Below are 15,512 nucleotides of genomic sequence, written 5' to 3' on the forward strand. Positions count from 1 at the left end.
GATTTAGTACCTTTGCAAGTAATTAACTCATTAACTATGTTCAAGAAGATTTTTAAAGTGATAAGATGGGTTCTATCCCTAACTTTTATCTCAACAATATTAGCGGTAGTTGTTTATCGCTTTATTCCCGTTTACTTTACGCCTTTGATGATTAGTCGTTGTTTTGAACAGATTGGTAAAGGAGAGTCTGTAAAACTTTATCATGAATGGGTACCATTAGAAAAGATATCTAAATCAATGCCTGTAGCAGTGATGGCAAGTGAGGATCAACGTTTCCTTACGCATCATGGTTTCGACTATCAAGCTATCGAGAAAGCAGCTGAAGACCACCTGAAGAAAGGAAAGAAACTGCGTGGTGGTTCTACTATCTCGCAACAGACAGCAAAGAATGTCTTTCTGTGGCAAGGACGCTCATGGGTAAGAAAAGGTTTGGAGGTTTATTTCACTTTCCTTATAGAGACACTATGGAGCAAACAGCGTATCATGGAGGTTTATCTTAATTCAATTGAAATGGGCGATGGAATCTATGGCGTTGAAGCTTGTGCTGAACAAAACTTCGGTATGGAGGCCAGCCAACTTAGTCGAAGAGATTGTGCACTCATAGCAGCGACATTACCTAATCCACGTCGCTTCTCCTCAAAGAATCCTGGACCTTACATGCGCAAGAGAATCGGACAGATTGAACACCAGATGACTTTTATACCAGCTTTCCCAGAAGAACATTAAAAGACAGTAAATTAGTCTATTAAACAATTCTGTTCGATAAAAACAAAAACGAAAAAATGATAAATCAAGATAAGGAAGAGACTATCCTCTCCGCACTGAATGAAAGCCAGCGTGAGGCAGTAGAGTATTGTACCGGACCATCATTAGTGATTGCTGGTGCTGGCTCTGGTAAGACACGTGTGCTTACCTATAAGATTGCTTACCTGCTTGATAAAGGTTTAGCTCCATGGAACATTCTTGCACTTACGTTTACAAACAAAGCTGCAAGAGAGATGAAGGAACGTATTGCACAGATAACAACCGCTAAAGATGCACAACACCTTTATATGGGGACTTTCCATTCCATCTTCGCACGTATCCTGCGTCGTGAAGGAGAGACTATTGGCTTTGGAAATAATTTTACTATTTATGATGAGAGCGACTCACGTTCACTTATCAAGAGTATTGTAAAAGCCTTAGACCTTGACGAGAAAACGTATAAGCCTGCTTCGGTGCATAACTTTATCTCAATGGCAAAGAACCATCTTATCACAGCTGCAGAATATGCAGAAGATCGTGCTGCTATTGAACGTGATCGAAGTGCACGTATGCCCGCAATCCACATGATTTACAAAGCATACGAAGCAAGATGTCGTCAGGCAAATGCTATGGACTTTGATGATATTTTGCTTTATACCTTCTTGCTCTTCCGTGATAACAAAGAGATTAGAGAGAAGTATGGACAGCAGTTTGAATATATCTTGGTAGATGAGTATCAAGACACAAACTATGCACAGGTAAGTATCATCAGTCAGCTGGCTGAGACACATCGTCGTATCTGCGTTGTGGGTGACGACTATCAGAGTATCTATTCTTTCCGTGGTGCAAACATTGACAATATCCTTGACTTCAAGCATAAGTTTGACGATGCTAAACTCTTTAAGTTAGAGCGTAATTACCGCTCAACACAGCTCATCGTACAGGCTGCTAACTCGTTGATGAAACACAACGAACGACAGATTCCTAAGGATGTGTTTTCTAAAGAAGCCGAAGGAGATAAGATTCTCTATAAGCCTTGCTACAGTGATAGGGAAGAGGCTATGGTTGTTGCGAATGAACTGAAGCGTATCAAACGCAATGATGATTGCGATTATGGCCACTTTGCCATCCTTTATCGTACGAATGCACAGAGTCGTTCTTTCGAGGATGAGTTTCGCAAACAAGGGATACCTTACAAGATTATCGGTGGACTTTCTTTCTATCAACGTAAGGAAATTAAAGATATCATCGCATATTTTCGGTTGGTCTCTAATCCTGATGACGAAGAAGCATTCCGACGTATCATCAATTACCCAACACGTGGAATTGGTAATACGACTGTTCAAAAGATTATTGATTGTGCCCAACGAAATTCTGTTTCGCTATGGGAAACCATCCTCAATCCTATACAATATGGATTAGATGTCAATAAAGGTACAATGACAAAGCTTTTTGCTTTTAGAACGCTTATAAGTGGGTTTATTAAGAATGTAGCACTCAAAGATGCATACGAGCTTGGAAAAGACATTATTGAAGAGAGTGGGGTAAGTGCTGATATCCGTTCTGGGAGCGAACCAGAGGACTTGGCTCGGCGAGAGAACTTAGAAGAGTTTATGTCGGCTATGCAGGGGTTTGTGGACGCTGGACGCGAAGAAGGACGTGAAGAGAATGTCTATCTTACTGACTACCTTCAGGAAGTAGCTTTATACACAGATGCTGACAAGGAAGACGATGATACCCCGAAAGTGACATTGATGACAATTCATGCAGCAAAGGGATTGGAATTCCCTACGGTATTTGTCGTTGGATTGGAGGAAAATATATTCCCAAGTCCTATGTCAGCAAGTTCAAGACGTGAGATAGAAGAAGAGAGAAGACTACTCTATGTGGCTATAACTCGTGCCGAACGACATTGTATATTGACGAATGCAAAGAATCGTTTTCGCTACGGATCAATGCAAATTGACAATCCAAGTCGATTCTTAAATGATTTTGATCCTACACTGCTTCATGTAGAAGATGAAGTAAACAGTGCTTTGGGAGGTGAACGACGTAAGATGCCTTGGGACGAGGACAATAACTCAAGAAGTGCTTGGGGACGTAATCGTTCAGACGATAACTTCCGTGAATACGAACCAAACAAAGCATACACAGGTAGCAGACCTTGGGGACAAGAATATCGTCAAATGGGTTCAAGATGGCAGAACTCAAATCCTGTTGCAAGCCAATTTCGTGCTGATCCAAAGCCGAAGATAACTGAACGTAAACGTCCAGAAGCTGCTGTTGACCCATTCTCAGAGCGTACTAAACGCAAATTAATAGCAGAAGGTGGTAATTTTAAACGGCTGTCGTCTGCAATGACAAATGGCGGTAGAACATTATCTTCAGAGAGTACTTCAATATCCTCGGCTTCATCGACGGCTTCAGTAGCTGGACTCAGTGTTGGTGTGACCATTGAACATCAGCGCTTTGGCATTGGAAAGGTATTAAATCTTGAAGGCTCTGGAGAAAATGCTAAGGCTACCGTTGAGTTCCGTAATGCAGGAACAAAACAACTATTGCTGAAGTTTGCCAAGTTTAAGGTTGTTGGGTAAGAACATTACAAATAGGATAGGCGACCATAAATGTATTCGCATTTATGACCGCCTATTATCGTTTTTAGCTGTAATTATCGTCCACACATCTGTTTATAAGGACAGTATTTACAAGTATTAGTATTGTCTGTTGGAGCAAAAGCTATATTTGGATTATGTATTTCTTCGAGTTTTTCCGTGAGTTTTCTGAGAAAATCCTCTTCATATACTGTGACATCAGTAACCTCCTCCTTATCTATTGATAGTACAGGAGTATAATCTTCACTACCTGCATGTTGGATAAAAAGCAAAGCAGGACTAACAGCACGATGATTAGGGTTATGCTCAGGGTCGTTCGTAGCCTCAATAAGACTATAAAGCATCGCCTGCATCGTATAGTCACTCTTTTTATCTAAATTCTTTGCATCAAACATCTCATCAATACATTTCAGTGACTCCGCAACTTTACCACCAGTCTTGTAGTCAACAACACGTAAGCGTGCATTATCACTATCAACAGATATCTCATCCAAACGGTCAATGCGTCCACCTGTTTCTATTTGCTTCTCTATGCCATTTACGTTGATTGTAAGTGAACGTTTAACGGGGAACTCATGACCAAGCACACGCAATGGGGCTGAACGTCGATCAATTCGCAATAATTGATGAAGATACTTTATGATTACCTCACGATTGATAAGTTGCAGTCCGTTGAGCTTTGGATGTTTTCTTACTCCTCGTTGTTGATGAAATAGTTCAGTAGCAAATGCCTCGTCAACAATATCATCCAATGTAAGTTCTGCATTCCCTGACGTCAGAGACTGGGTACTCTTTCCAGTCTTCAACAAATAATCTATATTCTTGGTAGTAATGACTTCTCTTGGTAATAACTTTTCATACATAAGCTGTGCTGCAGTATGAAAGATATTACCAAACATTCGATTATCAACATCATCAATATCGATTTCATCGAGTTCATTTATACCAGCAATATATTTAAAGTAATACTTTAGTTGACAGGTTATATATGTATTAATAGCAGTAGGTGAGAAGTAACTGATTTGATCGAGTCGCTTTAGTACTGCTTCATTTTTATCTACCACCTCTGCTTCACAATGCATCGGTTCTTGTCCTGCTTGTAAGGTAAGTCGATGAATTGGGTGATTCCATTCTACCATCAGCTGCAGAATAAAACGACTCATTTCTCCTGTATGACTTCCTTGCGTAGAATTATTATATAAGAATGTTACATCCTTCGCGCGCTGAATCATGCTATGAAAGTAATAACTGTAGATTGAAATTTTATTATCAATCGTAGTTAGATCGTATGCCTTACGTATAAGATGGGGTATGAACGAAGCGTCATCAATTCCTTTAGGTATATTTCCCTCATTACATGAGAGTACAAGTACATGATCAAAATCAAGGTTTCGGGTTTCAAGAACGCCCATCACTTGCACACCTTGCGCTGGCTCACCATGAAACGGAATGTTGGTAGAGGAAATAAGTTGTGTTAATAGTCGGCGGAAGATAATCTTGTCTGCTTCTAGATCATCATTCTCCATTAACTCTAACAATCGTGTCAGTAAGGTGTACATGCGAAAAACAGACTCTTCAAAGAGTGGTTCTCTGTCAGCTGCACCATTGATACCGATGGAACGGACCGTTTCTGCTAACCAATTTACTAAGGCTGGTAGATGCTGGTTGTCACTTGGAAAGTATTCAAAGAATATATCTTCTTTTGGCTTCACATAAAATTGTCGTTCGCTATTCAATCGTTCGATGATTTCGCCAACTGCCGGAGTTAGATACTTCCCATAAGGATGACGTAGCACTCTGTTCAGATGATGAAGTCTGTAACTCTTTTCTTGAAGTGAATAACCATCTGTTTGTAATGTCCACAATTGTGAAACCATCGATGCTATCGGGGTTTGTTGCAGAGGATAACCTGTTGTAACATTCAGCGTATCTACTTCATCTGGAATACAATGGATAACCGTTTGCAATAAATGTTCGTCACAAAGTACAATTGCTGTCCGCTTTCCATCTTTATATCTTTCATTCTCTCGTAACCATTCTGAGATATAGCGTGCTTGTAAATTCTCAGTAGGTGCCGAGATAATGTTTATATTCTTCTTCTTACTTAAATTATCATAGAGTTCATCGTCATCATTAGGCAAAGCATTGGGGAATTTATCAAGCCAACGACGAATATAGTTTCCAGCTTCATTTGTCGACTTCATATAATAACGATCATAATCCCAATAAAAACTTGCCTTTTCTTCCTTTAAGAATCGTTTGAAAAGCACTTGCTCTACATTTTGAAGCACGTTGAAACCGACAAAAACATAATGCTCATAGTGTGCATCAATTGATGGCTTGTCAACAACGTCACGATAAAGCATACCTTCGTATGCAAGTTTTTGGTTCTTAAGTCTTTGCTTAAAATTATTATATATTTCATTTAACTTTGACCATAGGGTAATAAAGCGTTCTCTGATTCCCTCTGGATTGTCATCGAAATTAGCAAAGAAACGGCGTAATTCAGCTTTCTGCTCATCAGTAAGATAACTAATATCATCCAACTCTTTCAAATCGCTAATATTCGAGAATACTTTCTCTGCATCTGCCATGTTCTTATCGATATCATCGAAATCAGCTAAGAGTAGTTGTCCCCACCCGTAAAAATGGTCTAAAGTTTCATTCATATTGCCTGTAACCTCAAGATAACTCTTGTAGAGGTCACAAATACTCTTGATAGGATCAGCAATTGTCAAATTTGAATGTTGGCGAAAAAAGTCAGATATAGTTATGTAAGCTGGGCTCCATACTGGTCCATCAGCTAGACGCGCTAATGCTTGATTCAGAAAGAGCGCAGCACGCTTGTTAGGAAAGACAACAGCTATATGTGCCATGTCATTACCATATTTCTTCAGCAAATCAGCCGCTACATGTTCGAGAAATGTATTCATAATTGTATATAAGAATTCTTGTTAAGAAAATAAATGAAGTTGGTAACTTGTATTACTTGCCTTTATCGGAGAGGAAAGGAGTTGGTACAATCTCATTTCTGACAACATACCAAATATAGCCAGATACTTTCTTGTACCCCATACGCAAAAGCAGATTCATGTAACGTTGTACCTGTTCATGGTATTCATCTCGTGGCTTACCAAACTTGAAATCCACAACAATTATCTCGTTTCCATCGGTCATGACACGGTCTGGACGATGTTCATAGACCTCACAACTCTCCTTGTCATAATCAAGAATAGTGCACTCATTAAAGAGTTTCCAACGAGAACTGAACCAATCTCTCACTTTCTCGTTGCTGAGCGCATTGGCTATCTTATTCTTCAATTCTTGAGATGTAACCTCATCATTATAGATAACTCCCTCTTGCTCTAATTCCTTCAAGCGTGGTTCAATATCATCTTCAGTAAGAATAGTAGAGAATAGTTGGTGAAGAATATTTCCAACCTTTATATAACGATTTTTATCTGAAGGGTCGATATCTTCACCATTGATAAAGTCATGACTCTTATTACTCTGTCGGAAGCTGACAGGGTGGGGGAAAGTTTCTATCCTCAACTTATGCGTCTCTGGCGTAAGCTCAAAAGGATTCTCAGTAGATTTTTCCTTTTCTTTTTGTTCTACACAATCTGACAATTCGCCAAATTCGAAAGTTAAAGGTTCCTTTTCACCAGCATCATCAAGCGTTGCTCCTGGCAAACTTTTAGTAAGTTCATCAATTATTAATTGAATAATCTGTGAACGATTCGTAGCTGTTTTATTGTCTTTTAAGCTCTTAAAAGTCTTTGAAGAGGCCTTTTTACCCGTAATAAACAGATTCTTTCCAGCACGCGTAAAGGCAACGTAAAGCAGATTCATATTATCGACTGTGTTTTGCAGATGCTCCTCTTTGTAATCATCTTCAAAGACTGTATCCATCATCTTATTGGAAAAATCAACAGGAATCAACGGCAATTCACCATAGGGTTTCTCTTTATTATCACCTGGACACCATATTGTATTACCAGATGTTTTCTCCAATACCCAATCACAGAAAGGAATAAATACGTTGTCATACTCCAAACCTTTACTCTTATGGATGGTAAGTAAACGTATTCCATCAATCTCATCACTTTGGATGGTATTGCTTGATAGTACCTCTTCCCATTCTTCGATGAAATCGTCAATATCTGCAGGATGGTCTCTAAGATATTCATTCAGTGTATCGTAGAAGGTACAGACGTATGCACTCTGTCCGTCGAGGCTTCCAAGATTGAAGAGTGAGTAGATTTCATCGACAAGGTCAACAAGAGACTTTCTTAATAATAACTCAAACCTTTCTACATAATCTTTTGGTAACAAAGATTTTAGTCCAACTTCATTCTCATTAACAAACAAGCCGTTATTATCCAATCCAGTCTGCAATACTTGTTGCTGATAGAGCTTAACCAATTTACTTTCAGTTAGCTTATCTTCAGGATGTATGAGAAGTTGAAGAGCGGCAATAATAACGTTGACGGCTAACGAGGCATCTAATCGGAAAGCCTCATCAGAGACAATACTAACATCTGTCCCAAATTCATCTTGGAACTTGTCAGCAATAGGTTGGATAACATCGTTATTACGAACCAGAATGGCGATATCTCTTTGTTTATACCCACGCTCTAAAAGTCCACGGATATTATTGGTAAGTTCATTGAGGACATTCTCTCTATATTCAGACGAAACGTTTTGATTGTAGTGAATGAGTTTTATGCGTACAAAACCTTTACCATCCCTTTTCTTCGGCTTCTGCTCAATTTCTTTATAAGCCTCTATTAATTGGCTTGCACCTTCTATCTTATCGCTCTCCAACTCTTTAACAGTTTGCACAACAGCCTGCGTAAAGAAAGTATTATTAAATCGTATTATGTTCTCTTCTGAACGATAGTTTGTGTCCAGCGGTTCTATCTTTATTTGTTCGTTAGAGAAGTCATGCTCAATATTATTTAGCAATTTCCAATCACCTTGACGCCAACGATAAATACTCTGCTTTACATCACCTACAATAAGATTATGAGATTCGATTTGAGCCATACAATTATCAAGTAACTTCCGGAAGTTATTCCATTGGATCGTACTCGTATCTTGGAATTCATCAATCATAATATGCTTCAGATAGGCTCCCATCTTCTCAAAAACGAAAGGAGTATCTGTATCTTTCATCAATGTGCTAAGTATTGATTGTGTGTTACTTAGCATAAATCGGTTCGTGTCTTTATTTATCTCATCGACAGCCTCTGATATAGCATGTAAAAGACGAAGTTGGGAAAGATGCCTCAGTGTAAGATTGCAGGATTGATACTCTCTCCAGCATTCTTTCCGAGTCTCGTTTAATTGTTCCAAGTCTTTATGCCATGATTTCTTAATTAGCGTATCAAAATACTCTTTTTCGTCAGGTGGGCATTTTGTCAATAACCATTTATCTGGACTCTTGATACATTTTAATACATTTGCAGAAGGTCCCTCTTGAAATGGATCTTTTTTATTTTGTAATTTATTAGGAGAACCTGCATAAGTTAAGTTGTTAAGAAATGTTATTAAACCGCTAATTAAGTAAGATGTATCAATCCCAGAATCACTTATTTTCTGAAGTAATCTTCTTGATTGATCTTTTACTTTATCAGCGCTATCTTTACGTCGCTTACGCAGGTCTGTGATAAAAGTGTCAAAGAATGTAGGATTACTAAACAGTTGATCAAGATTAGCCTTATGGTCTTTATAGAAGTCCTTAAAAATATTTTTTCCAAAGTCCTTTATCTGTCCTATAACATTCCATCCCTTGTCATCTTCTATATTTTTATCGATGTAATCGCGAATCCAACTCAGAACCTCTTCTCCCTCTTCTAGACTATTAATTAACTCATCGACAGCATGTGCCTCTACTTCAGTGTCATTAAGGTCGATACGAAGATTAGCTGTGAGGTTTAGTTCACGAGCAAGATTACGTAATACAGATTGAAAGAAGGCATCAATCGTCTGAACTCTAAATTCATTATAATGATGGGTAAGCAATGATAAAGCTTCGGCAGCATTCTCTCGGATTGTTTGATCAGGAAACCCTGTCTTCTGTAATACTTGTTCATAATAAGCTTGAGAATCTGGAAGATTATGAGCAATGCCATACAATTGAGATAGAATACGCGTTTTCATCTCCTGCGTTGCCTTATTAGTGAAGGTAACTGCAAGAATCTTCTTGTAATTTTGTGGATTCTTTACCACTAAAGTAATATATTCTGATGCTAGTGTAAACGTTTTACCCGAGCCGGCTGATGCTTTATAAACTGTTAATGCTTTTTCCTTCATGAATGAATAGAGTTTTATATTATAGTCTGACGCAATAAGTGAACATATCTGGGAAAAGGTCATCTAGGTTCTTTGGTTTCTGACCAAAGATACCAAAGATAGTACTACCACTTCCTGACATCTGTGCATATAAAGCCCCATTTTTATACAATTTTTCCTTAATCGTAGCCAATATTGGGTGAATCGCAAAGATTGTCTGTTCAAAATCGTTCGTCAACTCTGTGCGCCATGTATCAATCGGTTGGCGAACAATATCACGGCAGTTCTTTACAGGTTTCTTAGGAGTAATACCTGCAAAAGCCTCAGCTGTTGAGACTGCAACATCAGGTTTTACAAGAGCAAGATAATATCCTTCTAAATTATTCTCATCATTGTCAACAGGGGCAAGAATCTCTCCGATACCCGTTGCATAAGCGGTCTCCGAACGAATAAAGAAGGCACAATCAGCACCCAGCTGAGCTGCATAACGTTCCATCTCTGCATTACCCATATTCAAACGAAAACGTTCGTCAAGTAGTCGAATCATATAAGCTGCATCTGCAGAACCTCCGCCAAGACCAGCTTGCATCGGGATACGCTTAACAAGATGTGCATGAAGACGTGGAAGTTTATAGTCTTGAGCAAGAAGATGATAAGCCTTTACAACTAAATTTTTACGTTCATCACATTCTACAGCATTGCCGGTCACTTTTAGGTCAATAGGAGTAGGAGAGGGAAACTCGTTGTCCATTTTTTTTATCTCTAACGCATCACATAATGGTACAGGATAAAATACTGTCTCAAGCTCATGATAGCCATCTGGACGTTTGGCAACGATGTTCAATCCAAGGTTGATTTTACAGCAAGGAAAGGTAATCATAGTCTGGAAATATAATTTAAAGATTCTATCTGCAAAGATAATAAAAGGTAAGGAGATTGATGTTAGAAATGGAATATTTTTTGTAATTTTGCCAACGTATGTCAGAAAGAAGTAATAACAATAAAAGTAGTCGTAGGACCAAGCAAGCTCCTATCGATACATCATTTGGTCATCTTCAACCACAGGCAACTGATATTGAGAAAGTTGTCTTAGGTGCACTAATGATTGATAAGGATGCCTTCACAGTAGTTTCGGAAATCATCAAACCAGAAACATTCTATGAATCCCGACATGAAAAGATTTATGAAGCTATCCAGTCCTTAAATTTACAGCAGAAGCCTGTAGATATTATGACTGTGGTGGAGGAACTCCGTCATAAGGGAACACTCGAAGATGTTGGTGGCCCGGCTTATGTTGTGGAACTAAGTTCAAATGTTGCTTCTTCTGCACATATAGAATATCATGCACATATCCTTGCACAGAAATTCTTAGCACGACAACTGATACAGTTTGCATCCATGGTTGAGACTGATGCCTTCGATGAAACCGTGGATGTTGACGAGTTAATGCAGAAAGCTGAGGGTGCTCTGTTTGAGATTTCTCAAAAGAACATGCTTCAAGACTATGTGCAGATTGACTCGGTTGTTGAGCAAGCGCACCAACTGCTTCTCAAAGCAGCCAATAATAAAGGTAGCTTAACAGGTGTTCCTAGTGGTTTCCATGACTTGGATAAGATTACTGCTGGTTGGCAGGCATCCGACTTGATAATTATCGCTGGACGTCCAGCCATGGGTAAGACTTCTTTCGCGTTAAGTATTGCAAAGAATATTGCCATAGATTATCGTAAACCGATAGCCTTCTTCTCACTTGAGATGAACAATGTCCAGCTTGTCAATCGTTTAATTTCAAACGTTTGTTCTGTACCAGGTAATAAGATTCTTAATGGTCAGCTTACACCTGATGAGTGGGAGCGTTTCGACTCAAATATTCGAAAGATGCAAGGCGCACCTATCTATATTGATGACACGCCAGGTCTTTCAATTTTTGAGCTTCGAACAAAGGCACGTCGTTTGGTTCGTGAACATAACATTGAGGTATTAATGATTGACTACTTGCAGTTGATGAATGCCAATGGTATGCGTTTCAATAGTCGTCAAGAAGAGGTTTCTACTATTAGCCGCTCTTTGAAGGGACTTGCAAAAGAGTTGAACATCCCAATTTTGGCTCTCTCACAGTTAAGTCGTGCGGTTGAACAGCGTGATCCACGTGAAGGTAAACGCCCACAATTAAGTGACTTGCGTGAGTCTGGTGCCATCGAGCAAGATGCCGATATGGTACTCTTTGTGCACCGACCAGAGTATTATCATATTTTACAGGATGACAAAGGAAACGACCTCCATGGTATGGCACAGATTATTATAGCAAAACACCGTAAGGGTGCAACGGGTGACGTACTACTTAATTTCCGAGGCGAATATACTCGTTTTGCAAATCCAGAAGATGTTGACTTTGCTGCTCCTTTGCCAAATGACCCATTAGGCGGAGAGATTATTGGTAGTAAGATGAATAATGACCCATTACCACCATACCCATCTCCAGACACAATGGTACCATTCTAGGCAATACGAAAATCTTATTTCAAAACGCATAAGAGCTAATTAAAAAAGGGTGTTCTTATGGATCTTAAAGTACATATGCAAGATCCATAAAGAAGACCTTTCTTGTTGTGAAATTTTATCTGTCAACGAGTTAGAATGGGTTTTAGTAGGGAAAGGGCATGGGGATAGACACATAAAAGGTTTATGATGAAAAGCACTTTTTAATTTTGGATACAATGATTCGCAAATAAGATTGATATTATTGCATAAAATACGAGATTATTTTTATTTTAAGTTGCTGTCATTTTTGATATTTAATGCATCTTGCTGAAATATAACGAGTTAAGAACTTATCATAAATGACAGAAGTGACGGGAACTAAGATTTATGAATTATCTGACAAAACGAAATCGGCTAATTGTTATGACTTCTTCTCTTTCTTAATATGAAGTGATGAACGCAAATCTCCCAATGTCATTTGGCACACAGAGAAAAGAAGGAATGGTTTAAAGGCTCTTGTTAATTACATGTTTGTGAATGTTTACCATCATTAGCTGTTGTAATGTGATCCTTAACGTTTGGTGCGGGTGCTTAACACGTTTGGTGCGGGTGCTTAACACATGTGGTGCGGAAGGTATGCACCACATGTGCGAAGAGTTGAAATCATTGCGATATATGAATAACCGGGATTGTTTTGTGAGTAAAACGTTGTAAAACAAAGGTAAACTTGAACGTTTGTTTGGTAGTTTGAAGAGAAGGAAATGTTCATGCTAAACTATGCAAATACTGAAAGTGTTAGCGTAATAATAAACTTGTATAATAAGTCAAATCGTAACCATTTCTCCACACGAAATGGAACAGAACCATAAAAATACTCGTTATTGTACCATAATTTGCTATCACACTTTTGTACATCATAATACAGTGCAATAATTGATTTACCGCAATATAGAACAAACTTAAGGATAAAAAGATTAAAAATAAAGAACTTTTGTTCTTATAAATTTGCGAATTTGGGATATAATCTATAATTTTGCACATGAGATTTGCGATGTGCAAATTATGAAATAGATAAATACAATGGTATGTCAATATCAAAGACTAGACAAAAGCTTGTTGATGTAGCACGCCAACTTTTTGCTAAAAATGGCATTGCAAACACAACGATGAATGACATTGCTAAGGCATCAGGCAAAGGAAGACGTACACTCTATACTTACTTTAAGAGTAAGGATGATGTGTATTATGCTGTTATTGAGTCTGAGCTTGAACGCCTATCGGACAAGTTGGACGAAGTAGCTGCAAAGAATATAAGCCCTCAAAATAAAATCATTGAACTTATTTACACGCATCTTAGTATGATTAAAGAAACGGTTATGCGTAATGGTAATCTACGTGCGGAGTTCTTTAGAAATATTTGGATGGTAGAGAAAGCACGTAAGAACTTTGATGAGGACGAAATAGAACTCTTCCGCAAGGTTTATTCGGATGCTAAAGAAGATGGAGAATTTGATATTGAGAATATTGAACTTGTAGCTGACATCACACACTATTGTATTAAAGGACTTGAAGTTCCGTTCATCTATGGTCGTTTAGGTCATGGACTTACGGAGGAGTCTTCACGTCCACTTGTCGCTAAAGTTGTATATGGTGCATTAGGAAAGAACGGACTAAAATAAAAATATTTATGATGTTTTTTAATATAGCGAACTCGTTTATTCTTAAACTTATAAACTAACAATATAAATCAAAACAATATGAAATTATTGGAAGGTAAGACAGCTCTGATTACAGGTGCTGCACGTGGTATTGGTAAGGCAATTGCATTGAAGTTTGCAGAGGAGGGTGCAAACGTTGCATTCACCGACCTCGTTATCGACGAGAATGGTAAAGCTACAGAAGCAGAGATTGCTGCTTATGGTGTAAAAGCAAAAGGATACGCAAGTAATGCTGCAGACTTCACACAGTCTGAAGAAGTTGTAAAACTCGTTAAGGAAGAATTTGGTTCTATTGACATTCTTATTAACAATGCAGGTATTACCAAAGATGGTCTTATGCTTCGTATGACTGAGCAGCAGTGGGATGCTGTTATCGCAGTAAACCTCAAGAGTGCATTCAACTTCATTCATGCATGTGTACCAGTAATGATGCGTCAGCGTAGTGGTAGCATCATCAATATGGCAAGTGTTGTTGGTGTTCATGGTAATGCTGGTCAGGCTAACTATGCAGCTTCAAAGGCTGGTATGATTGCTTTGGCTAAGAGTGTTGCGCAGGAGATGGGACCTAAGGGTATTCGTGCAAATGCTATTGCTCCAGGTTTTATCGACACAGCAATGACACAGGCTTTGAATAATGATATCCGTAAGGAATGGATTTCAAAGATTCCTCTTCGTCGTGGTGGTACAGTTGAGGATATCGCAAATACGGCTGTTTACCTTGGCTCTGAGCTGTCAAGCTACGTTACAGGTCAGGTTCTTCAGGTTGATGGTGGTATGAATATGTAATGTTTTTCTCTCCCTCCTCATAATATAACTACAGGGGAGGGAGGGATAAAGTAATTAGCTTTTATGATTTTAAGAAGAGTAGGGGAGTATTATTTCTAAATTACTCATCCTTTAATTTGAGAATCATATAAGTGGGGTCTTATTATTGTTAATACTGATAATCTTTTATTTTAGCGGCACATTTAGGCATTTCTTACTATGGAAGTACTTTACGAAGATAACCACATCATCATTGTTTACAAAGAAGCAGGTGAAATTGTTCAAGGTGATAAAACAGGTGACGAACCTTTATCTGAGATTGTAAAACAATGGATAAAGGAGAAACATCAGAAACCAGGCAACGTGTTTCTCGGGGTTGTACACAGGCTTGATCGCCCTGTGGCAGGTTTGGTTGTCTTTGCAAAGACGTCAAAAGCACTCACGCGACTTAATAATATGTTCCGCAATGGTGAAATACACAAAACGTATTGGGCTATCGTAACACGTCCGCCTTTTGAACCAGAGGCCACACTTACCGATTGGCTTGTACGTAACGAACGACAGAATAAGAGTTACGCTTATAACCATCAGGTGCCAACCTCTAAGAAATCGATATTACATTATAAGGTAATTAACCAGTCAGACCGTTACACATTATTAGAAATAAACTTAATGACGGGTCGTCATCATCAGATTCGTTGCCAACTATCAAACATGGACTGTCCTATAAAAGGTGATCTAAAATATGGTGCTCCACGTTCTAATCTAGATGGCAGTATCTGTTTGTTGAGCCATCGTGTTGAGTTTATTCATCCAGTTTCGAAAGAGAAAATCTGTATAGAATCGCCATTGCCAAAGGATAATCTTTGGCAAACTATTGGCAAATTCTAAACATATT

General features: G+C 38.6%; 9 protein-coding genes. 6 read left to right on the forward strand and 3 right to left on the reverse strand.

The window, feature by feature from the left end:
- The first annotated feature begins 36 nt into the window (after positions 1–36).
- Both mtgA and J4856_RS02025 read left to right on the forward strand, forming a co-directional pair.
- Entirely contained in the window at positions 37–726 is a 690-nt protein-coding gene (mtgA, locus tag J4856_RS02020; protein WP_025839303.1) for a monofunctional biosynthetic peptidoglycan transglycosylase, read from the forward strand.
- 56 nt (positions 727–782) lie between these two features.
- Positions 783–3,338, forward strand: a complete 2,556-nt coding sequence (locus tag J4856_RS02025; RefSeq protein ID WP_025839301.1) for an ATP-dependent helicase — start codon at positions 783–785, stop codon at positions 3,336–3,338.
- 74 nt (positions 3,339–3,412) lie between these two features.
- Here the strand turns inward: J4856_RS02025 and J4856_RS02030 are convergent, their stop codons facing one another.
- From J4856_RS02030 to ispE, 3 genes are read right to left on the reverse strand one after another with little or no spacing between them, the layout of a single operon-like run.
- Positions 3,413–6,289 (reverse strand): PD-(D/E)XK nuclease family protein, encoded by a 2,877-nt coding sequence (locus J4856_RS02030; protein ID WP_065368036.1) that lies wholly within the window; start codon positions 6,287–6,289, stop codon positions 3,413–3,415.
- 52 nt (positions 6,290–6,341) lie between these two features.
- A complete protein-coding gene (locus tag J4856_RS02035; RefSeq protein WP_025839299.1) occupies positions 6,342–9,674 on the reverse strand; it encodes a UvrD-helicase domain-containing protein in 3,333 nt (1,110 codons plus the stop codon).
- Between the two features lie 19 nt (positions 9,675–9,693).
- Positions 9,694–10,533, reverse strand: a complete 840-nt coding sequence (gene ispE / locus J4856_RS02040; RefSeq protein WP_025839297.1) for a 4-(cytidine 5'-diphospho)-2-C-methyl-D-erythritol kinase — start codon at positions 10,531–10,533, stop codon at positions 9,694–9,696.
- 98 nt (positions 10,534–10,631) lie between these two features.
- Between ispE and dnaB the strand changes: the two genes are divergently transcribed.
- The 4 genes from dnaB (at position 10,632) to J4856_RS02060 (ending at position 15,505) form a co-directional block, all read left to right on the forward strand.
- Complete coding sequence (gene dnaB / locus J4856_RS02045; protein ID WP_025839295.1) at positions 10,632–12,152, forward strand: replicative DNA helicase; 1,521 nt, start codon at positions 10,632–10,634, stop codon at positions 12,150–12,152.
- 1,064 nt (positions 12,153–13,216) lie between these two features.
- Positions 13,217–13,810: a TetR/AcrR family transcriptional regulator gene (locus tag J4856_RS02050; protein ID WP_025839293.1), complete on the forward strand. Its 594-nt coding sequence runs from the start codon at positions 13,217–13,219 to the stop codon at positions 13,808–13,810.
- Between the two features lie 78 nt (positions 13,811–13,888).
- Positions 13,889–14,635: a 3-oxoacyl-[acyl-carrier-protein] reductase gene (fabG, locus tag J4856_RS02055; RefSeq protein ID WP_025839292.1), complete on the forward strand. Its 747-nt coding sequence runs from the start codon at positions 13,889–13,891 to the stop codon at positions 14,633–14,635.
- Between the two features lie 198 nt (positions 14,636–14,833).
- A complete protein-coding gene (locus J4856_RS02060) occupies positions 14,834–15,505 on the forward strand; it encodes an RluA family pseudouridine synthase (protein ID WP_025839289.1) in 672 nt (223 codons plus the stop codon).
- Positions 15,506–15,512: the final 7 nt, after the last annotated feature.

Origin of the sequence: Prevotella scopos JCM 17725 (assembly GCF_018127785.1) — a bacterium.
GTDB classification, from domain to species: Bacteria; Bacteroidota; Bacteroidia; order Bacteroidales; family Bacteroidaceae; genus Prevotella; species Prevotella scopos.